This window comes from Novosphingobium sp. AAP1, from assembly GCF_001295765.1.
Lineage (GTDB): Bacteria > Pseudomonadota > Alphaproteobacteria > Sphingomonadales > Sphingomonadaceae > Novosphingobium > Novosphingobium capsulatum.
On the sequence record NZ_LJHO01000007.1, the window covers coordinates 1 to 25,936 of the forward strand.

Annotated in this window: 20 protein-coding genes; 17 read left to right on the top strand and 3 right to left on the bottom strand. The window is 61.7% G+C overall.

Going from position 1 to position 25,936, the window contains the following annotated elements:
• The first annotated feature begins 447 nt into the window (after positions 1-447).
• From IP65_RS13960 to IP65_RS14040, 17 genes are all read left to right on the top strand, one after another.
• Positions 448-1,035 (top strand): TerD family protein, encoded by a 588-nt coding sequence (locus IP65_RS13960; RefSeq protein WP_022675131.1) that lies wholly within the window; start codon positions 448-450, stop codon positions 1,033-1,035.
• A 64-nt stretch (positions 1,036-1,099) separates the two neighbouring features.
• Positions 1,100-2,266 carry a TerD family protein gene (locus IP65_RS13965; RefSeq protein ID WP_022675132.1) on the top strand — a complete coding sequence of 389 codons (1,167 nt, stop codon included), beginning with the start codon at positions 1,100-1,102 and terminating at the stop codon, positions 2,264-2,266.
• 49 nt (positions 2,267-2,315) lie between these two features.
• Positions 2,316-3,416, top strand: coding sequence for a DUF475 domain-containing protein (locus IP65_RS13970; RefSeq protein ID WP_022675133.1), 1,101 nt, complete (start codon positions 2,316-2,318; stop codon positions 3,414-3,416).
• Positions 3,417-3,531: 115 nt separating this feature from the next.
• Positions 3,532-4,110 (top strand): TerD family protein, encoded by a 579-nt coding sequence (locus IP65_RS13975; RefSeq protein WP_028657540.1) that lies wholly within the window; start codon positions 3,532-3,534, stop codon positions 4,108-4,110.
• Positions 4,111-4,235: 125 nt separating this feature from the next.
• Positions 4,236-4,811, top strand: coding sequence for a TerD family protein (locus tag IP65_RS13980; protein ID WP_022675135.1), 576 nt, complete (start codon positions 4,236-4,238; stop codon positions 4,809-4,811).
• A gap of 100 nt (positions 4,812-4,911) precedes the next feature.
• On the top strand, positions 4,912-6,174 hold the full coding sequence (locus IP65_RS13985; RefSeq protein ID WP_022675136.1) for a VWA domain-containing protein: 1,263 nt from the start codon (positions 4,912-4,914) through the stop codon (positions 6,172-6,174).
• Positions 6,175-6,206: 32 nt separating this feature from the next.
• A complete protein-coding gene (locus IP65_RS13990; RefSeq protein ID WP_022675137.1) occupies positions 6,207-7,214 on the top strand; it encodes an ATP-grasp domain-containing protein in 1,008 nt (335 codons plus the stop codon).
• Positions 7,211-8,335, top strand: coding sequence for a S1C family serine protease (locus IP65_RS13995; protein WP_197279257.1), 1,125 nt, complete (start codon positions 7,211-7,213; stop codon positions 8,333-8,335). Before IP65_RS13990 ends, IP65_RS13995 begins: the two co-directional genes overlap by 4 nt.
• A gap of 8 nt (positions 8,336-8,343) precedes the next feature.
• Entirely contained in the window at positions 8,344-9,399 is a 1,056-nt protein-coding gene (locus tag IP65_RS14000; protein ID WP_082208989.1) for a DUF4236 domain-containing protein, read from the top strand.
• Positions 9,400-9,482: 83 nt separating this feature from the next.
• Complete coding sequence (locus IP65_RS14005) at positions 9,483-10,640, top strand: phosphoribosyltransferase domain-containing protein (protein ID WP_022675140.1); 1,158 nt, start codon at positions 9,483-9,485, stop codon at positions 10,638-10,640.
• Positions 10,641-10,930: 290 nt separating this feature from the next.
• The gene (locus IP65_RS14010) at positions 10,931-11,665 is read left to right on the top strand and encodes a sucrose-6-phosphate hydrolase (protein WP_028657543.1); all 735 of its coding nucleotides are present in this window, start codon (positions 10,931-10,933) and stop codon (positions 11,663-11,665) included.
• Positions 11,656-12,759 carry a cysteine protease StiP family protein gene (locus IP65_RS14015; RefSeq protein ID WP_028657544.1) on the top strand — a complete coding sequence of 368 codons (1,104 nt, stop codon included), beginning with the start codon at positions 11,656-11,658 and terminating at the stop codon, positions 12,757-12,759. The genes IP65_RS14010 and IP65_RS14015 overlap by 10 nt, the downstream gene beginning before the upstream one ends.
• A 145-nt stretch (positions 12,760-12,904) precedes the next feature.
• Entirely contained in the window at positions 12,905-13,657 is a 753-nt protein-coding gene (locus IP65_RS14020; protein WP_231627724.1) for an HpcH/HpaI aldolase/citrate lyase family protein, read from the top strand.
• A gap of 82 nt (positions 13,658-13,739) precedes the next feature.
• A complete protein-coding gene (locus tag IP65_RS14025) occupies positions 13,740-14,903 on the top strand; it encodes a toxic anion resistance protein (protein WP_022675144.1) in 1,164 nt (387 codons plus the stop codon).
• Positions 14,904-15,074: 171 nt separating this feature from the next.
• Positions 15,075-15,557 carry a hypothetical protein gene (locus IP65_RS14030; RefSeq protein WP_022675145.1) on the top strand — a complete coding sequence of 161 codons (483 nt, stop codon included), beginning with the start codon at positions 15,075-15,077 and terminating at the stop codon, positions 15,555-15,557.
• A gap of 791 nt (positions 15,558-16,348) precedes the next feature.
• Positions 16,349-17,329, top strand: a complete 981-nt coding sequence (locus IP65_RS14035; RefSeq protein ID WP_082350166.1) for a diacylglycerol kinase family protein — start codon at positions 16,349-16,351, stop codon at positions 17,327-17,329.
• Positions 17,330-17,469: 140 nt separating this feature from the next.
• Positions 17,470-18,447, top strand: coding sequence for a phosphatase PAP2 family protein (locus IP65_RS14040; RefSeq protein WP_054132139.1), 978 nt, complete (start codon positions 17,470-17,472; stop codon positions 18,445-18,447).
• Between the two features lie 75 nt (positions 18,448-18,522).
• Here the strand turns inward: IP65_RS14040 and IP65_RS14045 are convergent, their stop codons facing one another.
• The 3 genes from IP65_RS14045 to IP65_RS14055 are packed head-to-tail and all read right to left on the bottom strand — an operon-like array spanning position 18,523 to position 25,884.
• Positions 18,523-22,740, bottom strand: a complete 4,218-nt coding sequence (locus tag IP65_RS14045) for a translocation/assembly module TamB domain-containing protein (RefSeq protein WP_054132140.1) — start codon at positions 22,738-22,740, stop codon at positions 18,523-18,525.
• Positions 22,740-25,058: an autotransporter assembly complex family protein gene (locus tag IP65_RS14050; protein WP_082350168.1), complete on the bottom strand. Its 2,319-nt coding sequence runs from the start codon at positions 25,056-25,058 to the stop codon at positions 22,740-22,742. The genes IP65_RS14045 and IP65_RS14050 overlap by 1 nt, the downstream gene beginning before the upstream one ends.
• Positions 25,003-25,884, bottom strand: a complete 882-nt coding sequence (locus IP65_RS14055; protein ID WP_082350178.1) for an arginyltransferase — start codon at positions 25,882-25,884, stop codon at positions 25,003-25,005. The genes IP65_RS14050 and IP65_RS14055 overlap by 56 nt, the downstream gene beginning before the upstream one ends.
• Positions 25,885-25,936: the final 52 nt, after the last annotated feature.

The following is a 25,936-nucleotide window of genomic DNA, read 5'->3' on the forward strand; positions in this document are numbered from 1 at the left end:
CGAGCCACAGCTACGGGCCAAATGCTCTCCAACACGGGGGCACATTTAACTGATGCCATAACTGCTGCTGCGATGAATGGGCGCCGACACGTAATAAGCACCTCCTTCTGCCACAAATTGCTCATAAAAGAGTGATGACTTTCACCAATTGGAAATCTATGGTTGAGATAAATTGAAATCGGCGTAAGGTCAGCGGGAAAATCTAACGAAAAGAGTGCTATAGACGAGGTCGGAGCAGGTCAGAATTTCGCACAGCCAAGACCACGCCGTGATCGCAAGATTCTGAAAAGTTTCAATATTTTCCAAACAAGTAAGCAGTGCTGGAGGCCAACCGACGCCCGCTGCTGGATATACGAAATTTAATGCTCGATGCTCACGTTAGTATGCAGTCAAATAATCTGAGACGTAAAATTCCAAAATGGTCGGAAATTATCAACCGGGGAATCTATGTCAGTTTCACTTTCTAAAAATCAGAGCGTTAGCCTCTCAAAGCAAGCACCCAATGGCCTATCGGCAATCACGCTGGGCGTGGGCTGGGATGTTGCCAAGCCTAAGGGCTTCTTTGGCAAGGTTTTTGGCGGTGGCAACGACAGCATCGACCTCGATGCCTCAGCACTTCTGCTAGACTCAAACAAGAACGAAATCGATGCCATCTGGTTCGGTCAATTGCAGAGCAAGGACGGTTCGGTTCGCCACAGCGGCGACAACCTGACTGGCGAAGGCGACGGCGACGATGAGTCAATCGCGATCAACCTAGATCAGCTGCCGGGTCAGATCGAGCATGTCGTGCTAACCGTTAACAGCTTTCGTGGGCAGACCTTTAACCAGGTCGAAAATGCTTACGGCCGGGTGGTCGACAACGCGAATGGCAAAGAACTCGCGCGTTTTCCCATCTCGGACAGTGGCCCGCACACGGGCCTGATCCTCGCTTCCCTGAGCCGCAACGGGGGCGACTGGACATTCAAGGCGATCGGCCACCGCACCAACGGCAAAACTGTCAAGAATCTGGTAGGCGACGCTAAGCGCGTGATCTGATTGCCGCATTCAGAATGCCGTGCCCTGAGTGGCACGGCTTTTCCATGTGATACGGGGGACCTCCATGCAGCTACAACGCGGCGAAAAGCGCGGGCTGTCTGATCTTGGCATCGGCACGACGTGCACGGTGAAGATCGACTTCGGCCTTGATGGCATCGACATTGCAGCCTTTAGCCTTAATGCCGATAAGAAAATAGGGGACGACCGCTACGTTGTGTTGTTCAGCAATCTGAATAGTCCGGAAGGTGCGATTAGGCTCACCCCCTACTCGGATACGGCGACCTTCAACTTCGAACTAGATCTTCTCCCGGCACATATTGAACGCATTGTATTGACCGCCACTCATGACAGCCAACCGGTGGCCAATTCACGCCCCCTGATCGTCAGTGTGGATGGTGGGAAAGCCGTGTTCGATGTAGCACCGTACTTGTCGAGTGAGAAAGCTATCATGCTCGTCGAGTTCTACCGTCACACCAGTGGCTGGCGTCTGGGCACGGTTGGCGCAGGCTTCAACGGTGGCCTTGCCGCCCTGGTGGCTCACTTTGGCGGTGATGTCGCTGAATCCTCGCCCGCCCTTGCGCCAGCGCCGATTTCTCCGTCGCCACCGCCGCCGACACCCTCGGCACCCGTTTCGCTGCGTAAGATTTCACTGGAGAAGTCCAATTCAACCGTCAGCCTGAAGAAACAAGGTTCGACGTTCGGTGAAATCGTTCTAAACCTCAACTGGAACCAGGACACTGGAAAGAAGGGTTTCTTTGGACGGTCAAAGGGCGTCGATCTTGATCTGGGTGTCATTTACCAGATGAAGGATGGGCACGGGGGCATCGTCCAAGCGCTGGGACGGACTTTTGGCAGCTTCCACCAGTTCCCTTGGATCGAGCTGTCAGGAGACGATCGCACTGGCGCTGTTGCCGCCGGTGAGACAATCCGGATCAACGGCAAGTACTTCGACGAATTCGAGCGTATCGCTGTCTTCGCATTGATCTACGACGGCGTGCCTGATTGGAGCCACACCGACGGTGTTGTTCGTATGAATATTCCTGGTCAACCTGAAATCGAAGTACGCATGAACGAGGGGCGGAACGACAAGCGTCTGTGCGGCATCGCCACCATCGAGAACCGTAACGGTGAACTCAAGATGGAGCGCTACATGCAGTATTTCGATAGCCAACAGCCGTTCGCTGAGTCGCTGGGATACTACTTCAACTGGCGCTCCGCGACCAAAGACTAACGTAAAACTGTCCGTCTTTCGAGACGCTTCTGGAAATAGGAATTAGCCCATGCAAGCTTTCCGCGGCTCGATCGTCTTTACGATCGTTTGCCTCACTCTTGCAGGCATTCTCGGGTATGCCGAGACTGGCCTTCTCGGCCAAGCCCTCTCGATGATCTTTCTCGCCGGTGTGCTCGGTGTGATGGAAACCTCGCTCAGTCTCGACAACGCCGTGGTCAACGCCTCGATCCTCAAGGACATGGATGAGAAGTGGCAGCGTCGCTTCCTTACCTGGGGCATTCTCATCGCCGTTTTCGGCATGCGCATCGTCTTCCCTATCCTGATCGTCTCATTCGCCGCGATGGTCACGCCATGGGAAGCAGCGCGCATCGCGATCACCGACCACAAGCTTTACGAAGCGATCGTCACCGGTGCGCACATCGGCATCTCCGGCTTCGGGGGCGCATTCCTCATGCTGGTGGGTCTCAGCTTCTTTTTCGACGAAGATCGCGAGCACCACTGGATCGGCTTCATCGAAAAGCCACTCGCAGCCTTCGCCAAAGTCCCGGCCGCACCCTATATCGCGACAGCCGCGATCATCGGTGCTCTCTCGTTCACACTCGACGCGGCCGCACAGCGCACCTTTCTGATCGCCGGCTTCTCGGGCGTTGCGGTCTATTTCCTCGTCCAGACGTTCGGCGACTTCATGGGCGGGGAGGAAGACGCAGCAACAGGCAAGATTGTGCGTTCGGGCGCGGCGGCTTTCGTCTATCTCGAATTCCTCGATGCCTCGTTCTCATTCGACGGCGTGATCGGTGCCTTTGCCATCACCAACGATATCTTGCTCATTGCGCTTGGCCTCGGGATCGGCGCCATGTTCGTCCGCTCCATGACCGTCGCTCTCGTGAAGGGCGGCCACCTCAGCGAGTTCCGATTCCTCGAGCCAGGCGCATTCTACGCCATCGTGGCTCTGGCCGTCATCATGCTAATCAGCATTCGCGTGCATACTCCCGAAGTCGTGACCGGCCTCATTGGCGCGCTGATAATCGGTCTCTCGCTTTGGGCCTCCATCCGCCACAAGAAGCTTTTCCCGAACGAGTATGAGGAAGACGGCGAGGCCGATGCGATCCTGCCGACCGGCGACGTCGTGCCAGGAACGCATACCACATGATCCATTAGGCGGCTCTACCAGAGCCGTCGTTCTCTTCCGGATCCGCGGGTGTTCCAGGCGGCGCACACGCAACTTCTACCACCGGTTACTGCCACAAATGGAAAGGACCAATGCCATGGCAATTTCTCTCTCAAAAGGCGGCAATGTCTCGCTGTCGAAGGAAGATCCCGGCCTCGACGAGATCATGGTCGGCCTGGGTTGGGACGCACGCTCGACCGACGGCCAGGATTTCGACCTCGATGCCTCCGCATTCCTGCTCAAGACCGACGGTAAGGTGCGCAGCGACAGCGACTTCTGTTTCTACAACAATATGAATGTCGCAACCGGCGCGGTTGTGCACCAAGGCGATAATCGCACGGGCGCAGGCGATGGCGACGATGAGCAGATCAAGATCACCCTGTCCAAGCTTCCGGCTGACGTCGACAAGGTTGCCATCGTCGTCACCATCCACGAGGGGGAACAGCGCCGCCAATCGTTCGGCCAGGTCTCGAACGCCTTTATTCGTCTGGTCAATGAGAAAACAGGCAAGGAAGTTGTCCGATTTGACCTGTCTGAGGACGCTTCCATCGAAACCGCGATGATCCTCGGTGAAGTCTACCGCCATGGCTCAGACTTCAAGTTTCGAGCGGTTGGCCAAGGTTACAAGGGAGGACTTGCCCCGCTTGCCACCAATTACGGAGTTAACGTCGGATAATTTATGCCGAAAGATATTGAATCAGCTTTGATCCACAAGATATCTTTCTCTTTGCAAGTAGCTGGCAATCTCTTTCCCCAGGGCGGGGTACAGCCCCGCCCCCTCGCCTTAAGGATCCCTCCCCCATGACAGTTTCCCTCGTCAAAGGTGGCAACGTCAACCTTAGCAAGGAAGCGCCGGGCGTTTCTTCCATCACCGTTGGCTTGGGCTGGGACGCCCGCAAAACCGACGGCCAGGAGTTCGACCTCGACGCCTCGGCCTTCATCCTCGGCCAGGATGAAAAGGTTCTTTCGGACACCCACTTCGTCTTCTTCAACAACAAGATTTCACCCGAAGGTGCCGTTATCTATGGCGGAGACAACCGCACCGGTGCCGGTGACGGCGACGACGAAACCATCAAGGTGGACTTCGCCAAGCTTCCAGACACGGTAAAAAAGATCGTGATCGCCGTGACAATCTATGAAGGCCAAGCCCGCCGCCAGAACTTCGGCATGGTCTCGAATGCTTATGCGCGCGTAGTCAACGATGCCGATGGCAAGGAACTCGCTCGCTTCGACCTCAGCGAGGACAGCAGCACCAATGCAGCCATGACCTTCGTTGAGCTCTATCGTTCAAACGGCGACGTCAAGGTGAAGGCCATCGGCGAAGGTTGGGCTTCGGGACTGGCAGGGCTGGCTGGCGCAATGGGCGTCAATGTCTGAACCTGCGGGAATTTAGCACGCCATCTTGCCCAAGACTGGGACCGGGTCACCTTGGCACCGGCCCCAGTCCCTTGATAACAAGGAACACGTTGTGCTCACCATGTCACCCGGCGAGAAGCGCGCTGTATCGGATCTGACCGCCAGCCGTCAGCTCGACGTTACCGTCCGCCATGCACCTGACGACATCGACATCGTCGCCTTTGGGCTGAATGCCGAGCGCAAGATTGCTGATGATCGCTACACCATTCTCTTCAGCAACGAACGCAGTCCCGACGGCGCCATCGCCTATCGCCGCACGTCGGGCGCAACAGTCATCTCGATCGCCCTCGATCGGTTACCAGCCTCGCTGGATCGCATCTCGCTCGTCGCAAGCCATGATACGGTGCCGCTCAAGCAGGCGCGTGAACTCTGCGCCGACTTCGCTGGTGTAGCTTTGGTTCAGCCCCTGCCCCATCTCGGCGACGAAAAGGCGGTGATCCTGCTCGACCTCTATCGCCACAACGGAGCATGGCGCATTGGCGCGGTGGTGCAGGGCTTTTCTGGTGGCCTCGCCAACCTCGTCCGTCACCTCGGTGGCGAGGTGGAAGTAGCCCCGGCAGCACCACCTCCTCCACCTTCGTCGCCACCGGTCTCCCTGAGCAAGGTCGACTTGCGCAAGCAGAAGGTCGGCGTCTCGCTCAAGAAGCTCGGGATCGACCAGGAGAAGGCGGAAGTCCTCTTCGTGATCGACGCAACCGGCTCCATGAGCAGACTCTACAGCAACGGTACAGTGCAGGAAACGGTCGAAAGGATCGTGCCCGTCAGCCTGCGCCTCGACGATGATGGCACCATGCCGACCTGGTTCTACGCTTCGGGCTGTGCCCGCACCGAGGACATTACCGCGAAGAACTATGAGGGTTACGTACCTCGCACCCTCCCCGGCCCGATGAAGCCTGTCCAAGGCGTGCAGAAGCACTCTTGTGCATCAATCAATCGCAAGGGCGAGGTCACCATCGGCGGGGTCAACAACGAGATCGTCATTCTCAATGCTTTGCTCGCCGACGAGCCTGCCGACCGCACTACGCCGCTCCTTGTGATCTTCATGACCGACGGCGGGTTTGCGCCGAGCAAGGACATCGCCCGCATCATTACCAACGCGGCACACAAGCCGATCTTCTGGCAGTTCGTTGGCATTGGCAACAGCAACTTCGGCATGCTGCGTAGCCTCGACACGCTGCCGAACCGTGTCGTCGACAACGCCGGTTTCTTCGCCGTCAACGATCTCGCCAAGATCACCGACGAGGAACTTTATGACCGCCTGCTTTCCGAATTCCCGGCCTGGCTCAAAGCCGCGCGCGCCAAGGGCATCCTGCGGACACGCTGAGTGCGTCCCTTTTATCTCTTTCAGGACATCCGATGCGTATCTGGTTCAATCGCGGCTTCTCGCTGGCTCCCATCGCCAAGGCGATGATGGCAGCAGACACCGACCTTGAGGTCGTCACCAGCGTGGACAAGAACAGGCCGGTCCATGCCGGGGCATATGACACCTGGGTTGAGCCTACTGTCGACGACGAGGCCTATGTCGCATGGGTGCGCAACCAGATCATCGAGAACGAAATCGACCTGTTCATTCCAACGCGGCACCGCAAGCTTCTTGCCGGCATCGCGCTGCCTTGTGCGGTCCATCTGCCAGCCGATATCGCTACGCTCGAACTCCTCGACGACAAGTTCGCCTTTGCCGATGCCATTGCTGGCGAGCCGTTCCACCTCGAGACCATCAACATCGCCAGTTCCGCCGATCTTGCTGCCGCACTTGCGGCATTCGCCGCGCTGCCGGATGAAACCTCGCTCTGCATAAAGCCGCGCAGCGGTGTCAACGGGCACGGCTTCTGGCGCCTGACCCGAGAATCGCCGCTCTCGCACATCATCAATCCGGATGCTCGCACCATGCAGCAGGACCTGTTCCTTGCGGCGCTGCGTTTCGAGGAGGCAGAGCGCCCGCTCGCGCCCTTCGTCCTGATGGAATATCTGCCAGGTCCGGAGGTATCGTTCGACGTATTGTGCCACCACGGCATTATCCTGAAGTACGTTGCCCGCACCAAAGAAGCCGCATACCAACGCTTGCAGACCTATCACCCTCTTGAGGAACAGGCTCGCAAACTGGTCGGAAGATTTGGCCTGCACGGGGTGATCAACGCCCAGTTCCGCAAGGCCAGAGATGGCAGCTGGAGAGTGCTTGAGATCAACGCCCGGCCGGCCGGCGGGTCGATCTATGGTGAAGAGTTTGGCACTGGCCTTCTTGCCGATTGGGGCGGCCTGCTGAGCGGCCGTCTTACGCCTGATACAATCTCGCGGCCAGATCTCGACTGCAAGATCGAGACCATTTCCTGCATCACCCAGATGTCGGAGCACCAAACGCGATGAACGACCTGCAACCTGGTCAGCGCTTCTCCTTGCCCGAGGGGCAGGGAATCTCGGTTCGTTTTGATGGACGCGATGCCAGCCGCCTGGCAGTCGCGGCCATCACCCCACAAGGACAGGCCATCGCCTTCGATCAGATCGACCATGGGCAGTGGGCGCTACAATCGCTGCACCGCATCGGCAAGCAAGCGGATATCATCGTGTACATCACCGACGACACACAGGGCGGCTTCGCCAGCTATGCCTATCCTGCGAGCCTACAAATAGGCTCAGATCACTACAGGCTGCCCGCACCGAGCGAGCAGTTGGCTGCGGTCATCATCGGTGAGATCTATACCCGCGACGGGACTCTGCGTATCAAAGTCTCGAACGAAGGATATACGTTCGGGATTGATGCTTACATTCGCGCGCGCAATTTCACATCAATCTCGATCCCGCATCGGAAACGACGGAATGCAGAGCAGACGCCGCCGCTCGGGCCGGATCATCACGATAGCAGACCTTCAGGCAGCACGATTGGCACCGGCAGCGGTGTGATCGTCGGCTCGAACCTGATCGTCACCAATGCCCACGTGATCGAAGGCGGCACCAGCTTTTTCCTGAGTCGCACCCGGACGTTCGTCACTGCCCTGGCGGTCGATGAACTTCATGACCTCGCGCTGCTGCAAGGCAATGTTCAAGGCGAACCACTCCCCCTCCGGTTGGCGGCACCGCTGTGGCTGGGTGAAAGCATCATGGCCTCGGGCTTCCCGCTGATGGATCTCCTCGGCGGCGACCTCAAGGTAACGACTGGAAACGTCTCGGGGTTGACCGGCGGTATGGGAGACGTTTCGCGCTTCCAGTTTACCGCTCCGATCGGCTCGGGCTCGTCTGGCGGCGCGATCATTGACGAGGCCGGTAATGTTGTGGGCATCACCTCCGCATCGCTCGCCCACCGCGACGTGCGCAAACGTGGCAGCATCTCGGAAAACGTCAACTTCGGCGTCAAAGCCAGCCTCGTCTATGAGTTGATTGCCGCGGCTGGCATGCCTCTGCCGGACATCACCGTGCTTTACGACGCCAACCGCCGCTCGGTTGTCAATCGACTGCGCGACTCGGTCGTCAGCATCACCGTACTTGCTTAGGAACGGTCATGGGTTTCCGATTTCAGAAGCGTATCACCCTCTGCCCCGGTCTGCGGCTGAACCTGTCGAAGTCAGGCATATCAATGAGCGCCGGGCCGCGCGGCGCATCGGTCACAGTTGGCAAGAACGGCGTCTACGGCAATGTCGGCCTTCCCGGCAGCGGCCTGAGTTGGCGTGAACGCCTGGACAAGCCCGATAGCCGGTCTCGGGCGAGCGGGAATCCGCCAGGCCTGCCGCCGATGCCAGCCTCTGCTCAGGCCCGGATGGTCGGCAACGGCATTGAATTGGTCGATGGCGATGGCGCCCCCATCCACCCTGCGCACATTCCGGGTGTGAAATCGCAGATGAAGAATTTGATCCGGGATCTGCTCGAAGCCAACGCCGCAACACGCAATGAAGCGCTCAACCTTCTGCGCCACCTTCATCACGATATCCCGCGCTCTGTCGCTCAGGCGAGGACAAGCAACACCGGGAAGCCGAAGTCTCACGATTTCGCTGCACATGGCGAATATATGGAAGCCCTGATGAAGTGGCGCGCTGACCAGGCGAATTCCGGACCGGATGATGCGGCCGTGGCCAACGCGGTCCTGCAAGCGCTTGGTCCTCTCGACTGGCCTACCGAGACGAACGTCGCGCTCGACGTCAGCAACGGACGCTTGCTGCTCGACGTAGATCTTCCAGAAATTGAGGACATGCCCTCCACTCGCTGGACTGTGCTGATATCCAAGATGGAACTGTCCGAAAAGCCTTTGAGCCAGAACGACCTCGCGAATCTCTATCTGGACCATGTCTGCTCTGCTATCGTCCGCTTGGTCGGACACAGTTTTGCAGCATCAAGCGCGGTCCAGACCGTTGCGCTATCGGCCTATACCCAAAGAAACACGGCGACAGGACGTCTTTCAGATGAGTACGTTGCCACCGTTTCAGTGACGCGCGATGCGTGGCGAAATGTGGACATATCGCAAATCACCGCAATCGATCCGCACAACTTGTTGCGCAACTTTGGCGCGAACATCGCTACAAATTCACGTGGCATGCTTCTCTTACAGCAGCCTCTGACTTGACGTCTCGCCTGCGATTGCCGCCGTGCCCTAAATTCAAATCTAATCAGCCTTGATCGAAACTAGGCGTGGGAAGAAGAAAGCCAGTGACTGACCAGATCACCGCCACAGCCGCCGTTCAAAAGCAGGTCGTGCTACCCACCGGCACACTCAACGTCACGATCGACAAGGATGCGGACATCGATGCCCTGTGCGCCTTTGCTGCCCGCGCCAATCCGAAGCGTGGCTTCCTGGTCGTCTCCAAAGTTCTCGGGCGGCACATCCCAGCGCGGCCAGCAGCCATGCGCGCGACGATGGATGAACTCGCCGCATCACTCGGGACCGATCTGCCGCAGCCAGTCGTCTTTCTCGGGATGGCAGAGACGGCCACCGCGCTTGGCCAAGGTGTCTTTGCCGCCTACCAAGCGCGCAACCCCGATGCTGCCTCGCTCTATCTCCAGACCTCGCGCCAGCGTGTGGAGGGCCTGACGCCAATTGCAACATTCGAGGAAGGACATAGTCACGCAACCTCCCACCTCGTGCAGATCGCAGAATCGGCAATGCTGGATTTCATCTCGACGGCCCGAACATTGGTTGTGGTGGATGATGAATGCTCCACTGGCAGCACGTTCGTCTCTGCGGCTGAAGGCATGCTCCATCTGATGCCACAGATGGTCCAGGCCGAGACGTGTTGCATCACCGATTGGAGCGGCGGCAATTACCTTCCCCTGATGCCGCGCCCGGCGAGGGGCCGTTCCCTGTTGTCGGGCAGCATGACATGGGAGACCAATCCTGCGGCCCCCTCGCCTCAGCTCGCAGCTGGATCGAATGGTGCTGGAATCGCGCCCGAGACTGGTATGCGCAGCCGGTGCGGCCTGTGGCGACCCGAAGCCGCCCGCCGCCCGCACATCCTCTGCGAGGCTGGCGAGCGCATCCTCGTTCTCGGCGACGGAGAGCACTCGTATGAAGCGCTAAACATCGCGGAAGAAATCGAAGCGCAGGGCGGTATCGCCGCTGTGCAAAGCATCACCCGAACGCCAGCAATCACTGGCCATGCCATGCGCACCCGCTCACGCTTTACCGACAGCTTCGGCTCGGGCGCCCCCTGCTTCCTCTATAACCTACTGGAACACCGCCCTGATCGCGTGATCATCGCAGCCGAAGCCATCGGCGAGCAAGTGAATGATGCACGGGCTGCATTACGTGAATTCGGCAGCACAATCCCTGTGGAACTGGTGCATTGCCGCTATGACCGTATTGTGTAAGCAGCAGCATGGCCGCCACATTAGGCGGCGCGGGCACCGACGCGACACCGCTAGTGCTTGGGCATTACAACGATCAACGAGAAGCATCGCTCCCTGCCTCCGCTCTGGACCGAGGGAATTTGGGCCCAGGCCGAGCAGGACAACGTCTCGGTCTGCTAAAGCGGCTTTGATAACGACGCGATCACCCGATGCGCCAGGAGGTCGCCGCCGCCCCCTCGATCCTTGATCGGGACAGGCGGAGAGCATGCAAGTGTTCCTGCGCGCGCAGGACAGGAAGGCCCGACCACGTAATGTTGATCCTTACAGACCTTGACGATACCCTCTTCCAGACGGCCCGCAAGTGTCCGCCGGAGGATAGAGCGCTGCTCGCCGTGAGCTACCTTGCGGATGGTCAGGAAAGCGGCTTTGCCACACGCCGCCAACAGCATATGTTGGATTGGCTACAGCAAGGCAAGGTCGTTCCGGTTACGGCTCGCAGCCGAGCAGTGCTCGGCCGCGTCAAAATCGAGCAGCATCCTGCAATTTGCTCGAACGGCGGCTGCATTGTCACTGCCAACGGCGACGTGGATGCTGATTGGCATGCGCGCCTGCACGAACAGTCGCGACGTGGTGTCGCGCCCGCTGACGCCTATGCCCAACTCCGCCATGTCATTGCTGGCGAAGAATATCGCCATTGGCTCGTCCAGGAGGGCGATCTTGACCTCTACCTTGTTGTCAAAAGCAACATCGACGAAGGCGACATGCTCAAGGACGTCGAGCCCTCCCTCAATGCAATGTTGCCAGAGGGCTGGCGCACGCATCGCAACGGCAACAATCTCGCCTTCCTGCCGCCATGGCTGAACAAGCGGGACGCGGCGCGCTACCTGATCGAGAACGCGCGAGCAGTAGACCACGATCTTCTCGTGGTGGGTGTGGGAGACAGCCACTCCGACGTCGGCTTCATGGATCTATGTGACTACGCCATGACCCCGACCACATCCCAGGTATGGGCCGAGATGAAGCTGGGGAATGTGTGGTGCTGCTGACCAACAATACGCAGGCAGCGCCCTTCTCTGGCTCTTACGATCCCGGCGACGTCCAGATCCTGTTGAAGCCGGCAGCAATCACTCCAATCTCTATCGAGCAGAAGGAGACGCTGATCCAGTCGGGTAGGCGTCACTATTCAGAAATGCTCAGCGCCGAGCAGTTGCCCGATGCGCGCTATCTGGCGCTGTACCGCGAAGCGCTCGAGCGCAATGCCTCCGCTTTGCATACCGACATCGCACGACTCGCCAGCGCCGTGGCGGCACGACCGGAAACGTCGCGGGAATGCGTGGTGATCTCGCTGGCCCGCGCCGGCACGCCAATCGGCGTCCTGCTCAAGCGCGCGCTCGCGCGCATGGGCATCGTCGCCCACCACTACTCGATCTCGATCATCCGCGATCGTGGCATTGACGAGAATGCTCTGCGCTTCATCAAGCAACGCCACGGGGTCGATACTTCGATCTTCGTGGATGGCTGGACCGGAAAGGGCGCGATCACCAGGCAGCTCGTGACGTCACTGGCGAACAGCGACCTGGGATTCAAAGCCTTCCTGGCGGTCGTTGCGGATCCCGCTGGCTGCGCCGATCTTGCCGCGACCACCGAAGATTATGTCATCCCGAGCGGCTTGCTTAACGGGATCGTCTCGGGTCTCATCAGTCGCTCGGTACTCAATGACGATCTGGTCGGTCCCGGAGACTTCCATGCCTGCAACTTCATGGAAGAACATCGCCCACACGACATGAGTGCGGCCTTTATCAGCGCGATCGAAGCGGCGCCGATCGATCCAGCACGGCCGGCAGGTCTGCACCAGGTCGGCGCGACGGCTGCCCGCACGAACTGCCAGGCCCTGCTCGCGTCGATTATGGCCGACGACGGGATCCGCGACGTGAACCGGATCAAGCCTGGCGTGGCGGAAGCAACCCGTGCCATCCTGCGTCGCGTACCGGAAAAGCTCTACCTCGCCGATATCGACGATCCTGAGGTCCAGCACATGATCCTGCTTGCGCGAACCGCCGGCGTGCCCATCATCGAACGCGACCTGTCGACCTATCGCGCGGTCGCGATCATCAGGAAGCTTGGAGGCGCTCAAGAATGAATGCGATTGCCCTTGGCGCAACCCTCTACATCCCGGTGCTGCGCCCAAATCTCCTCGACATCTGCCTTGGCGGCAGTCCCGATCTGCGCTCGATCGTGTGTGCCTTGAGGATTCCATCAGCGAAGACGAGCTTGACGCCGCGCGGGTGCGGTTTGCGTCTTTCTTGCTGACACTGACCACGATCACCTCACGCCTCACGATCTATGTGAGGCCACGCGACTTCGGCATGCTGGTATGGATGGCTGGCCTACCCGGCATTCATGCCGTGGATGGCTTCGTGCTACCCAAGGTGGAAGCGAGCAACGTTGCCCACTGGCTGTCAATCATGTTGGGAAACAACCACGCTTTCATGCCGACCATTGAGGGAATTGACGCTTTCGATCGTGCTGCGCTTGCGCAGTTGTGCAAGCAGTTGCTGCCCTTGCGTGAGCGAGTCACCGCGATCCGTATTGGCGGCCACGACATCCTCAACATTCTCGGTGTGCGACGCTCCAAGCACCGCACAGCCTACGAAGGACCGCTCGGCGCTGTCATCCGGGACATCGCAGGAACATTTATCCCGGCAGGCTTCGCCGTCGCAGCGCCGGTTTTCGAGCACTATGCCTCACTCGACCTGCTGCGTGAGGAAGTCGAGCAGGATATCGAGCACGGCCTTTTCACCAAGACCGCGATCCACCCCTGCCAGATCGGCATGATTCATGGTTGCTATCAGCCGAGCCCTTGCGAGCTTCTGGAGGCGCAGGCGATCCTCGAGGCTGATGCACGCGCCGTATTCGGCTCGCGAGGCAGCATGTGCGAGCCTGCCACGCACCGCCGGTGGGCTGGAAACGTCATCGCACGCGCACGGGCCTTCGGCGTCGCAGCGAGCGATCTGATCCCGGCGATCCGGGTGGCCTGACAATCTCGTCCCAGCCTCCTGTGACCGATTGCATGGAGTGCCGCCCGGCTCTAGATTCGCTCCATTGTGCTAAAGGCTTGTCATGTCTCAGCTTGCCCTGATTGCTCCTGATCCTGTGGCCGCCGTTCCCGTTGAGCAGGCTGCCGGCCTCGTTCCCGTCTCCGATGAAGTGCGAACGCACCTTCAGGGCAAAGTTGACGCCTATGTCGCCGACCTTCTCAAGCACGACACGCAGAGCCCCGAATTTGGCAAGGTAGCCGGCCAGCTAGCCAGCATTGGTCAGAAAGAAATCGTGGCGCTGTCGAGCGTATCCAGCCGCTTTCTCGACATGCCGGCCACGGCGATGGGCAATGAAAGCGGCGTCGGTCGCGCCTTGCTCGATCTGCGCACTGTGATCGACCGGCTCGACCCGGCTCGTGAAGGCGATCTCCTCAAGCCGCGCAAGCTTCTCGGCATCATCCCCTTCGGCAACAGGATAAAAGCGTACTTCGATCGCTACGCCTCGGCCCAGGATCATATCCAGGCCATCATCACCAGCCTCGTTCAGGGCAAGGATGAGTTGCTCCAAGACAACATCGCGATCGAGACGGAGCGCGACAAGATCTGGGAACTGATGGACAAACTCGAGCAGATGATCGTCGTCACCAAGATGCTCGACACCAAGCTGGAAAAGAAGTGCGCCGAGCTCGACAGTTACGATCCGGCCAAGTCCCGCGCGATGCGTGAAAATGCCTTGTTCTGTGTTCGTCAACGCCAAACCGACCTTCTCACGCAGATGACTGTATCTGTTCAGGGTTATCTCGCGCTCGACCTGATCAGAAAGAACAACGTCGAACTGATCAAGGGAGTCGATCGCGCGACCACGACGACGATTGCCGCACTGCGTACGGCAGTCACCGTCGCACAGGCCCTCAACAACCAGCGCTTGGTGCTCAATCAGATCACGGCGCTCAACTCGACGACAGCCGGCATGATCGAGTCCACGGGCAACCTCCTGCGCACGCAAACGACCGCGATCCACGAACAGGCCGCTTCGGCAACGATCCAGGTCGAGGTGCTCCAGCGCGCATTCCAGAACATCTACGCGACGATGGATGCCGTCGACTCCTTCAAGCTCAAGGCTCTGGATGCAATGAAAGCCACAATTAACTCGCTGTCTGTAGAAACGGAAAAAGCGCAGGATTACATCACCCGTGCTCAAGGCGCAGGGCCTTCTACCGGCGATTTTCTCCCGACAGCGAACTGAACCATGTTTTGGGCCGTTTTGTCTGCTCTGCTGTTTTTGGCCACAGTGAGGGTAGTATATGTTCGCCTTTTCCGCGGGCCGCCACGAGCAGACTTTGTTCTGGCATCGGATCAGGGAATACAGGGACGTAACAGATCTGGCTTTGCAAGAAGACACAAGGGCGTGAATGAAATGAGCAACGACAGCTTCATTGCCCGCATCGGAAAGGCGCTTCGAGGCGGAGCAGCCTCTGCACTCCCGCCTGCACCCGCTCCGGCCGCGACCCCGCCAGTGGCTGTCGATTATGAAGACAGCCGCATTCCGCCCAGCGCGAAGGACCGCATCCGGCGCATTCTCGCGTGCTTGCGCGAAGTAGAAATTGCGCTTGATCGCGAGGACATGCCGGGCTTCTCGCGCATCGACATCGACCAAATGCGCGAGCAGCATCTACCCAAATTGGTAAAAAGCTATATCGACATTCCAGAATCTCACCGATCGGAAATATTTCGTAAGACTGGAAAATCGGCCAGCTTCATCTTGAATGACAGCCTCGAGCAGATGCAGAGTCGTATTGACTCGATCCTTCGCAACCTTGCACAAAAGGATATTGACGCATTTACGAACAATATTCGTTTTGTGGACGAACGATACACATCGCACAATCCTTTTGATTAATAAGTTCATAATATAATTATATCTTAATTACATATATTTTTGATATTCTAAGAATAAAATTTCCCCTGATCATCACGGTATAGCTTGAAATTTTATCCTCGATTTTCGGCCGAGTTATGTCGGCGCAAGGTCATAAATGACAACGCTAGCAAAACTTTTTGCCGGAACTGCCATTCCGGGCGGCAGTGGAAATTCAATTGATAAACTTAAAATTTTATATAATTTCATTATGTTGTGTTATTTGGAAATCGGCCCATCTAGCGCGCGCCTGTCAAGGAAAGTGTGACGCAGTTCGGTTCCACGAGCGGGGGCTCATCTCGACCAACGCGCCTGCGCCAATCAGGGAATAGTCATCCTCAGACCGGTCTTTTAGAGCCCGATCCGAAAGTTGTTAAGCGATACCAGTATGTTGTGATTCACGCCGTCCTTGCGAGAAGATGGTGTGACCAATGGCATGGACTGATATCGCTCAACAACTTTCGGATCGGGCTCTTAGAATCCTGCCGCCCCAGCCAGATTTGCTGTCCATGAAGCCAACCGGCGCGGGCAGAGCACCCTCCATATGCGCCAGAACTTGCTTTTGCGCACAACGCGCTGCTTGTCTCCAGCAGCCTGCCCATGAGCACGCGGGCACCCCGTTTCGTGCGGAAGCGGGACCGACCTGACCCAATGCGGGCGCAATCGGCGTTGTTATACCAGCGTCAAACAGCTATTGCCCCGCGCCGGGGACGATTGGAGGTTGGGGTTGTTGCGCGTATATCGATGGCTTGGCCGGGACGGCGGGACGGCCGATGGCTGATCGCGCCCTGGCAAGACAAGCCCCGGCGCCTTTGCTTTCCGCCCTGCCTGTTGCCCCCTCTCCTGCTCCAGCGCCGTCTGTCGCGCTGGTCTACAATCCCCATGCCGGGAATTTTTGCGCGCGCACGCTGGAACGTTGGCGCGCCGCGTTGACCGCCGCCGGCCACGCCACGCGCCTGGTCGACAGCCTTGACTATGCCCGCGCGCCGCAGTGCCACCGCGCCGATGTCGTTTGCATCGTCGGCGGCGATGGCACCGCGCGGCTGGTGGTGGAAGCCGAACTGCACGCGCCACGCATCACGCCCGCGCCAGCCGTGCGCCACGCCTTGCTGCCGGCCGGGACGGTGAACCTTATCGCCCGTGAAACCGGCTGCGGCACCGATCCGGCAGGGCTGGTGGCGGCACTGGCGCAGGATGATGCCCCTGCCCTGCAATATCATGGGCTGCTCGATGGCGCGGCCTTCCTGTGCTGCGCCTCGGTCGGGCCAGACAGCGCCGTGGTGGCGCGGGTGACGCCTGAGGCCAAGCGGCGGTGGGGCCGCGCCGCATATGGCCTGGCGCTGATTGCCCAGCTCTGGCGCTGGCCTCGCCCGGCCCTGGCCGTGACGATCAACGGCGCAGCCCACCGCGCCGAAGCGGTTTTCGTACTCAAGGGCCGCTTCTATGCCGGGCCGTGGACTCTCGATCCCCAGGCAGACTTGCGTTGCCGCGAATTTCGCGTGCTGCTGCTGCCGCGCGCGCGCCGGCGCGACATTGCGCGGCTGGCGCTGGCGGCCATGGTCAACCCCCGCTTTGCCGATCCGGCCTGGCAGCGATTTTCGGCGCAGACCGTCACGGTGACAGGGCAGGACGCCGTGCCGATCCAGGCCGACGGCGACATTCTGGGGCAAACGCCCGCCCGGTTCAGCTTGGCGACAGCGCCCATCGCGTTTCTCTCATCTGCGGCGCGACAGACCACAAGGGACCAGGCCTGATGCGCCCGCAGATCGAACGAGAACCTTGTGATGATGCTGTCCAGCCCCGGTCTCTTGCGCCGCCGCCACACCCTGGTCCTTCGCGGCCGCGCCCGATGCCCGTTCCACCACCCAGCGGCACGGCCCACCCTTTCCAGCCGATGACGCCTGAAACATCGTTGGCGCCCGTACGCGCCGCGCCGCCGGTCGATCGCTGCCTTTGGGCACTGGTCGGCGGTTCGGCGCTGGTCGTCATGGCCATGATGGTGGGCAATCGCCTTCCAGTCGTGGTGGCGAGCCCGTCCTTCGCGGTGCTGGCCCTGATTGTCGCCCTGTTCTTGGCCACCTGGCGCCACTGTGCCCGCGCCACCACGCCGTTGCAGGCCCGGCTGCGCAACCTCAGCGAATATGGCCTGATCCTGATCGCGATCGGCGTGCTTGGCGCGGTGGCCAGCTATCAGGTGGCAGCGATTTCGCGCGGGTTCTGTGACGATGCCCTGCAACGGTGGGACGAGGCACTGCATTTCGACTGGCTCGGCCTCTATGCCCTGGTGGTGCGCCATCCGGTGCTGCAATATACCGGATCGGCGGCCTATAACGCCGTGTTCCTGTACCCCTGGGCCATTCTGATCTGGCACAGCTGGAAGGGAGAACGCGACAAGGCGCGCGAGTTCCTGCTCACCTTCTGGCTGGCCGCGGTCATCACGCTGGTGCTGTTTCCGCTGTTCCCGGCACGCGGCGCGCTATCGCACCTGTGGCACGGCGCGGTGCCCTATGCGCCCAGCAACGGGCTGGACCAGGGCACGGTGATCGCCGCCCTGCGCGCCCATCGCCTGGCCGGAATCGAGCTGTCTTCGGTCACTGGCCTGGTATCCGCGCCCAGCTTCCACACTGTGTGCGGCCTGCTGTTCATCACCTTTTCGTGGCGGATCGCGCACCTGCGCCCACTGATCGTGCCGCTCAACCTCGTGCTGCTGGCCGCCACCCCGATCGAGGGATCGCATTACCTGGTCGACATGGTGGTGGGCGCCGCGGTGGCTGGGGCGGCCTATGTGCTGGTGCGCAAGCGCGTGGCCTTGCTGGCCTGGGTCCAGGGCATTGCCACCCGCCGCCTGCGCCCCGCTGCCGTTACGCGCTGATCTCTTCCTGTTGCTACCGACCTGAGTCCGCTTGATGGGCAAGCACGCACCCGTGCGCGCGCCTGCCCATGGCCTTCAATAGTCCTTGCTGGCCTTCACGCTGATCTGTTCATCCCCGATCGTCGAGATCGTGGCGAGCAGGGCCAGCCAGCGGGTGATGCGGAATTCGATCGAGGTGGCATTATAGCCGCGCCCGTCGGTCACCAGTTCCAGATAAAACCGGCGCCCCAGGTACTTGCCCACGGCGATCGACGTGCCGCGACCGGTGGTGGCATCAGCGCCAACGATGCGCAGGCGATCGAGCCCGATGGCGCTGCGCACCTTGTTGATCGGATCGCCGCCGCCGCCACCGCGCAGGCTGGCCAGCGCCGATGCCAGCTGCACCGCTTCCGGCGCCGAAATCTGCGTGATCGACGTGCCGAACAGCAGGCGGCTGAGCAGTTCTTCCTCGGGCAGCGCCGGGGTTGAGCTGAACGCGATGGAAGTGTGCGCCGCCGTGCCGGTGATGCTGATCGTGGCCGTCACCCCGTTGGCATCGCCCGTGGCGACGATATCGAGCTGCGGATCGATCGGCGTGGAGCCGGTAAAGCGGATCTTGCCGCGCGTCAGGTCAAAGCGCTTGCCGGCAAATTCATAGGCCCCCCGGATCACTTCGGCGGTGCCGGTGATCTCGGGCGCGGCAGTGGTGCCGCGCAAGTGAATGTCGGCGCCCCATTCGCTGTCGAGGCCCATGCCGCGCACCGCCACGCGATTGGCGGCGACGGCATCGATCATGAACTGCCATGGCGCCGAAGGCACCTTGGCCGGCGCGGCATCGGCCGGGGCATTGATTTCACGCGTCTTGATCGTCGGCAGATCGGCCGCCGCGCTGGCCTTGCCCAGCGCCCAGCTGGCCTGGTCAATCCGCACGCGCCCGGCAATGGTACCGCCATTGCCGGTGCTGATCACCCGCAACGGCCCGGTGACCGTGGCCGACATATCGTCGCGCCGGATCAACTGAGCGTTGCTGGCCGCCAGGCGCAGGTCGATGCCCACGCCCTTGGTGGCGATGGCCGAGAGGTCGATCGTGCCACTGCCTTCCACCTTGCCCCCATTGCTGGTAGTGCCGGCAAAGTGCTGCAACGCCAGGTGAGAGGCATCGAAGCTGCCCGCAGCCTCGACATTCTGGATATCGGCCCCGATCAGCGAAGAGCGCACGCGCAAGCCCTTGGCCGCCAGCGCGCCGGACATCACCGGGGCATCGATCGTGCCGGTAATGTTGGCAGTCGCGCCCAAGGGGCCGGTAAAGTCGAACGCTTCCACCCCCGCCAATCGCCAGAGCGATTCGGCCGGTCCGCTATAGCGCACCTGCGCATTGAGCTTCCCGCCGCGCAGGCGTTCGGCAAGCGTGCCGCCACGCGGCAGATCGGCGATCGCCGCCTGCAAGCGTCCGCGCACCGCGCCCTGGTCCTTGACCACGGCGCGCGTCTGCAACGACGCGGCATCGAGTTGGCCAATCAGATAGAGATCGACCGGTTGCGAGGTAAGCACCAGGCCCGAGCGCGAGAAGTTGCGCACCTGGATCGCCACGTGCCCTTGCGGTGCGCCGGTGCCATCGTCGCTGTAATCGATCAGGCCCGATGCCAGGCCGCCCAGGCCAAGGTCGGCCACGGCGATATCCAGCACCGACAGCGGCATCCGCGCGACCTTGAGGTCGATCTTGGTCGGCCCGCCCAGCACATGGCCTTCGGCGATGACGATGCCGCGGCCGAAAGTGACCTGCGTGGGATTGAGCTTCCAGCCCTCGCCCTCGCGCTCCATCACCATGCGGCGCGGCATGTCGACCGTGCGGCCGGCATAGTTGCCCGCGACATAGGCCACGATCTTGTCCGGCTCGAACGCGGCAGTGCCCTGCAGCGCAAATTGCGTGCCGCGGCGCCCGGCGATCGACGCGGTGACGCTGCCCGAGCCGTTGACCAGCGCGGCGCTGGCCGCCATCCGGCCGATGAACACCTTGCCCGCCGAAAGCCCCTGCGCCGTGACGTTGGCGGTCAGCGTGCTGTTGCCCTTGGCAAACAGGCCGTCCACGTCGATCTTGGCATTGCCGATGGCAAGCGGCGTATCGCCCCCGAACCTGGCGTTGCGCGCCAGGATCAGCGCCTTGACCATCTGCCCACCATCTTGCGGCGCGAGGTGGATCGTGCCGTCAAGCCCGCCGCCCTTGAGCGCGAGATCGCCGGTTACCCCACCGCTGCCCAGCGTGACGCCGCCGGTCACGTCGGTTTGCCACACGCGCAGGAACTGGATTTGCAACCGGGTCGGCCCGCCCTTGGGGGAAAACAGCCCCATCGAGCCGTTGAACGGCCCCAGGCGCGACTGGCCTTGCGCGGTAATGCCCAGGCCATCGGCGATCGGGCTGATGCCCACGCGCACGTCTTTGAGGCCAGCGGCCGGCAGCGGGCTGGCAAAGACCAGTTCCGCATGCGGGCCATCCTTGGCCATGCGCGCGTCGACGGTGAATGGGCCGTAATCGGTGGAGCGGCCCTGGCCGACCACGCTGGCGGTGCCGTCCTGGCCAACCTGGCCATCCATCGTCAGGGTCAGCTTGGGCGCGTTGACCGCCACCTTGCGCAGCGTGAGCGGGATATTGCCGCCCATGCGCGCGCTGCCGGTAAAGCGCACGTCTCCCCCGGCAAGATTGGCCAGGGTAGCGTTGCTGAGGCGCGAGAGGCGCCCGGCGGCATTGGCCTGGATCGACCACGGCAGATTATCACCCACCTTGATCAAGACCTTGGCCGTGCCATCGAGCATGCCGACATCGGGCACGGCAAAGCCGCGCGCCACGATCGGCCCGGCCAAAGCATAGCCGCCGCGGGCGATATCGCCGCGCAGCGTCAGCCGCGCATCGAGGCCCTTGAGATGCAGCGCCAGCGGATCGGCCGAGAGCGCATTGCCGCGCAAGACCAGGCTGCCCTGCAGGCGCGCGCCCGACAGATGCTGATCGACCATCGCCTGGCCGCTGCGCAGAACCTGCGCTGTCACATCAAGCGGCAGCACCAGCGCCTTGCCATCCCAGCGCGCAGTGCCCGCACTACGCAGACCCTCTGCGGTGATCTGGCCGCTGTGCAGATTTCTGATGGTCAGCACGTGCTGGAACGACAGATCGGTGAACGCGCCATCGAGCGTGCCGGTCAGTGCCACGCCATCGGCTTGAGGATTGGCCAGCAGCTTTTCCGGGCGCAGGACTTGCGCCTTGACCGCGATCGCTTCGGCGCGATTGTTGGCCAGATCAAGGCCGCCCTGGGCCATCGCACGCAGCGTGGGCGTGACGGCAAAAGCCGTGCCCTGCGCGTGGCTTTGCGCAAAGGTGCCTTGATAAAGCAGCGACACCTTGCCACCGGCTGCGGCCGCCGCAGTGCCCTTCAGCAGATCAGCCGGAAACAGCTGGCCGGCCAGGCGATAGGTGCCACTGCGATTATCGAGCAGGAAGGCCGCCATGGTCTTGCCATTCTGCTGCGCCCAGCCAAACCCGTGCCAATCGGCAAAGCTGCCACGCCCGGCCACGCGCAGATGCACATCGCGGCGCAGGCCGGACAGCCCGGCCAGCAGGCCATCGCGCGGCGCATCATAGATGCCACCCAGCTCGAAGCGGTCACGATCGGGCTGGCTATTGAGATGCAGCACCAGGCGATCGCGCCCGCCGAGCTTGCCGGTCACATCAACCAGCGCGCGGCCGTTGCGGATATCGGCGCGCGCCTGTACGTCGATGTGGCGGCGATCGCCGACGATGCCCTTGGCGATCGTCAGGTCATCCAGCGCAAAGCGATCGATGCGGATGTTGAAATCGGGCAGGATCGGAGCGTTGGGATCGCCCGGGTTCATCTTGGGCGTGCGCCACAACGTGCCGTGGTGAAACACCAGCGTGCGAATATCGAGGCCGCTGTGCAGCCACGACAGCGGGCGCCAGTCCAGCTCTACCTCCGGCACGGTCATGAAGCGGCCGTGGGGATCGCTGATCACCACATCGCGCAGGGTGGAGGCGCCGAACAGCGAGCCATCGATCCGCCCGATCTTGACGCGCAGGCCCGATCCCGGCGTGACCTGGGCAATGCGATCGATGACGAAGCGATGCCCGATCGCCGAATCGAGGATCAGGAACAGCACGCCAAGACCCGCTGCCAGCAGCAGCAGGCCAGTGCCCAGGCGCCTGGCCCAACGCGCGGCAAAGCCGGGCTGGCGCGGCGTGGCGCGGGGCGGAACAGGGGCAGGCCCGGGCGCGCCGGCCGGGCCGGTATCTTCCGTTTCCTGCACCATCAGAAAGCTTGCCCCAGCGCGATATAGACACCCAGGCGGCTGTCGCCCGGGCGTGGATTGATGGGCGTGCCCACGTCGATGCGGATCGGGCCGAAGTTGGTCTGATAACGCAGGCCCAACCCGGCGCCCAGGCGCAGGCCGTTGAGGGTGGGCGTGGCGTTGGTGCCCACGGTGCCCGCGTCAACGAACGGCACCAGGCCCACGGCCCCACCGAACAGCCCGGTCTTGACCCGCGCTTCCAGCGAGAATTCGGTCAGCGAGCGGCCGCCGGTCGGCTCTCCGGTAGCGTCGAGCGGCCCCACCCGCTGATAGGAATAGCCGCGCACGGAGGCGCCACCACCGGCGTAGAACCGCCGCGACGGCGCGATATTGTCAACCTGTGTGCCGACGATGGCGCCAAGCCGGGTGCGTGCCGCCAGGATCACCCGGCTGCTGATGTGCTGGTACACGCTCGCGTCGATCTGGGTTTTGACATAGCTGGACTTCGTGCCATCGGTGGTGGACAGTTCCGGTGAAACGCGCAGCGACAGGCGCCAGCCCTTGGTGGGATCGAGCAGGTTGTCGCTGGCATCGTAGGCGCCGCGCAATGGCAGCGCGGCAATGAAATACGTGGTGCGCGGCGTGGTGCTGGTGGTTTCCTGCGTGCCGATCAGCTGGATGCCGAACGAATAGGTCCACGGCTTCTGGAAGATCAGCGTGGATTGCTTTTCCAGGCTGGCCGTGGCCGACAGCGTATTGGCGTCATAGGCGCGGACCTGGATCGTCTGGGCATAGAGATCGGCCGTCAGAACCTGATCACGCTCGTGGAAATTGTTGCGGCGGAACGTGAAGCCGGCGAGCTGCTCCTGCGTGCCGAGCACGCCGCGGAAACGGATCATCCCTTCGGGCGGGAAGAAGTTGCGGTGTTCCCAGCTGCCTTCCAGCCGCGCGCCTTCCCCGCTGGAATAACCGATCAGGCCCGCCAGCGTGCGCTGCGGCGCCTTGGTCAGGTCAACATCCACGTCGACCACGCCCGGCTGGCCGTTGCTGGGCGGGGTCACTTCGCGGGCCTTGACCGTGGCGGTGGACACCAGGCTGGTGGCAAGAATGCCCTCGCGCAGATCGTCCATATCGCTGCGCTGGTACATGTCGCCGGGGCGGAAGCGGGCGATGCGTTCCAGGTGGCGCGAGCTGAGATAGGCCGGCAGGTTGCTGTTGACGTGGCCAAAGCGATACTTGCCACCGGTGGTGACCGGCAGGTTGAGATCGCCGGTGCGCGGTTCGTGGTCGATCACCAGATCGGGTTCGCCCACGGTGGCAAAGGCATAGCCGCGCTCGCCCATTTCCTTGTTGAGGCTGTCCTTTTCCGTCAGAATCTTGTCGGAATTGATCGGATCGCCAACATTGAGGTGGAACGCCGCGCGCAGATCCTGCGCGTCGCTTGCGGCCTGGATATCGCCCAGCGCGATATGGGCAAAACGGTATTGCGGGCCGGGCTGGATATCGAACCGTACCACGGCCTTGGCCAGGCTCGCCTGGCGCCGCGCCCGCGCCTCTTCAGCGGTTTCCGCCTTGGCCGGGGCAGCACCCGCACCGGTTGTAGCGCCGGCCGTTCCAGCCGCTACGGGCGTAGTCGTCGGGCGCTCGATCGTCTGGATCACGTCGGGATCGTAATAGCCATAGACGCGCAGTATCTGTTGGAGCAGATCAGCGTCACTCTTGGCGCGCCGGGTCAACTGCGCCAGGTTGTCTTCATCATCCTTGAGCGTGGCGAGCGCGGACAGCCCCTTGAAGCGGGCAACGATGGCATCGCGATCGGGCAGCGTGACATCAGGCGGGAACGCCAGCTCTACCTGGTTGGCCACATGCACCAGCGTTGCGTTGGCGATGCGCAGCCCTTGTGCCGAATCATCGGTTTCCAGCGCCACGCCGGCGGCCTTGGCCTGTTCCTGGGCATCGGCGATGTCGGGATCGGCGCTCAGCGGCTCAATCGCGGGGAGATCGGCCTTGTCCGGCCATTCCAGGGTGATGCCCGGCATGGGCAGCAGGGCCGGCAGCGGATCGGGGCTGATCAGCGTGGAAACATCCGGCACGGTGGTGTGCGCCGCATCGGTGTCGCGCGCCCATGCCTGCGGGTTGTCGATCGCCGAATCCGGGATCAACGCCTCGAGCGCGGGATCGGCGTTGCGCGACTGGCCCAGCGCCGGCAGCGGACCGAGCGTTGCACCAAGGCCCAGCCCAAGCGTGGCCAGAGCCCGCGCCAGGCCTGACAGGCAGAAGATGTCAGAGCGGAGGGAAACCTTCGGCCAGGCCAGTGCCGACCACCCTTGCCGCGCCATGGCCCACCGGCTGGGACGCCAGTTCAGGCTTGGCCGGCATGGCATTGCCGCCATCGCTGCGGCCAAGACGGTCAATCGCGTCGGCCTGGGCATCGGGCTCAAAGGCGTGCCAGCCATCCCGGCCCAGTCGCTCCATCGGGCGATAGCGAACCTTGTACTGCATCCGGGCCGATCCCTCGACCCAATAGCCGAGGTAGACGTAGGGCAGGCCGATCCTCTGTGCGTGGAGGATGTGATCGAGAATGATGAAGTTTCCAAGCCCGCCGCGCGTTTCGTGATGTGGATCGTAAAAACTGTAGACCATCGAGAGCCCATCACCCTGCTGATCGGTCAGGCAGGCCCCCACCAGTTTGCCCGGGCTGCCATCGGCAGTGGGCTCCCTGTATTCAATCACATAACTTTTCACCGACGTATGTTCCACCATGTCCGCGAAATCGATTTCGTCCATGGTCGCCATGCCGCCACCCGGATGACGGGCAGCGAGGTAACGCCGCAAGAGGTCGAATTGTTCCGCAGTGGACCACGGTTTGCATGCGGTGACAACCAGATCGCCGTTGCGGCGCAGATCGCGGCGTTGCGTGGCCGAAGGGCGGAACGCGCCCGCCACCACCCGCACCGAAACGCACGCGGTGCATTCAATGCATGAAGGACGATAGGCCACGGTCTGGCTGCGGCGAAAACCGATCCGGCTCAAGGCGTCGTTGAGTTCTTCCGCGCCCGGCCCCTTCAGCTCGGTAAACACCTTCCGCTCCTGCCGATCGGGCAGATAGGGGCAAGGCGCCGGGCTGGTGACGAAAAAGCGGGGAAAACGGACAGGCGCAGTCACAGCCAGAGCAGTTCCTTGTCGCTGGCCGGCCCATCCGGCGCGCGTCGTGCCC

What these genes read in the sequence shown, in the direction of transcription:
- IP65_RS13960 (WP_022675131.1), top strand. Translation starts at nt 448, where the DNA reads ATGTCAGTTTCACTTTCTAAAAATCAGAGCGTTAGCCTCTCAAAGCAA.
- IP65_RS13965 (WP_022675132.1), top strand. Translation starts at nt 1,100, where the DNA reads ATGCAGCTACAACGCGGCGAAAAGCGCGGGCTGTCTGATCTTGGCATC.
- IP65_RS13970 (WP_022675133.1), top strand. Translation starts at nt 2,316, where the DNA reads ATGCAAGCTTTCCGCGGCTCGATCGTCTTTACGATCGTTTGCCTCACT.
- IP65_RS13975 (WP_028657540.1), top strand. Translation starts at nt 3,532, where the DNA reads ATGGCAATTTCTCTCTCAAAAGGCGGCAATGTCTCGCTGTCGAAGGAA.
- IP65_RS13980 (WP_022675135.1), top strand. Translation starts at nt 4,236, where the DNA reads ATGACAGTTTCCCTCGTCAAAGGTGGCAACGTCAACCTTAGCAAGGAA.
- IP65_RS13985 (WP_022675136.1), top strand. Translation starts at nt 4,912, where the DNA reads ATGTCACCCGGCGAGAAGCGCGCTGTATCGGATCTGACCGCCAGCCGT.
- IP65_RS13990 (WP_022675137.1), top strand. Translation starts at nt 6,207, where the DNA reads ATGCGTATCTGGTTCAATCGCGGCTTCTCGCTGGCTCCCATCGCCAAG.
- IP65_RS13995 (WP_197279257.1), top strand. Translation starts at nt 7,211, where the DNA reads ATGAACGACCTGCAACCTGGTCAGCGCTTCTCCTTGCCCGAGGGGCAG.
- IP65_RS14000 (WP_082208989.1), top strand. Translation starts at nt 8,344, where the DNA reads ATGGGTTTCCGATTTCAGAAGCGTATCACCCTCTGCCCCGGTCTGCGG.
- IP65_RS14010 (WP_028657543.1), top strand. Translation starts at nt 10,931, where the DNA reads ATGTTGATCCTTACAGACCTTGACGATACCCTCTTCCAGACGGCCCGC.
- IP65_RS14025 (WP_022675144.1), top strand. Translation starts at nt 13,740, where the DNA reads ATGTCTCAGCTTGCCCTGATTGCTCCTGATCCTGTGGCCGCCGTTCCC.
- IP65_RS14030 (WP_022675145.1), top strand. Translation starts at nt 15,075, where the DNA reads ATGAGCAACGACAGCTTCATTGCCCGCATCGGAAAGGCGCTTCGAGGC.
- IP65_RS14035 (WP_082350166.1), top strand. Translation starts at nt 16,349, where the DNA reads ATGGCTGATCGCGCCCTGGCAAGACAAGCCCCGGCGCCTTTGCTTTCC.
- IP65_RS14040 (WP_054132139.1), top strand. Translation starts at nt 17,470, where the DNA reads ATGACGCCTGAAACATCGTTGGCGCCCGTACGCGCCGCGCCGCCGGTC.
- IP65_RS14045 (WP_054132140.1), bottom strand. Translation starts at nt 22,740, where the DNA reads ATGGTGCAGGAAACGGAAGATACCGGCCCGGCCGGCGCGCCCGGGCCT.
- IP65_RS14050 (WP_082350168.1), bottom strand. Translation starts at nt 25,058, where the DNA reads ATGGCGCGGCAAGGGTGGTCGGCACTGGCCTGGCCGAAGGTTTCCCTC.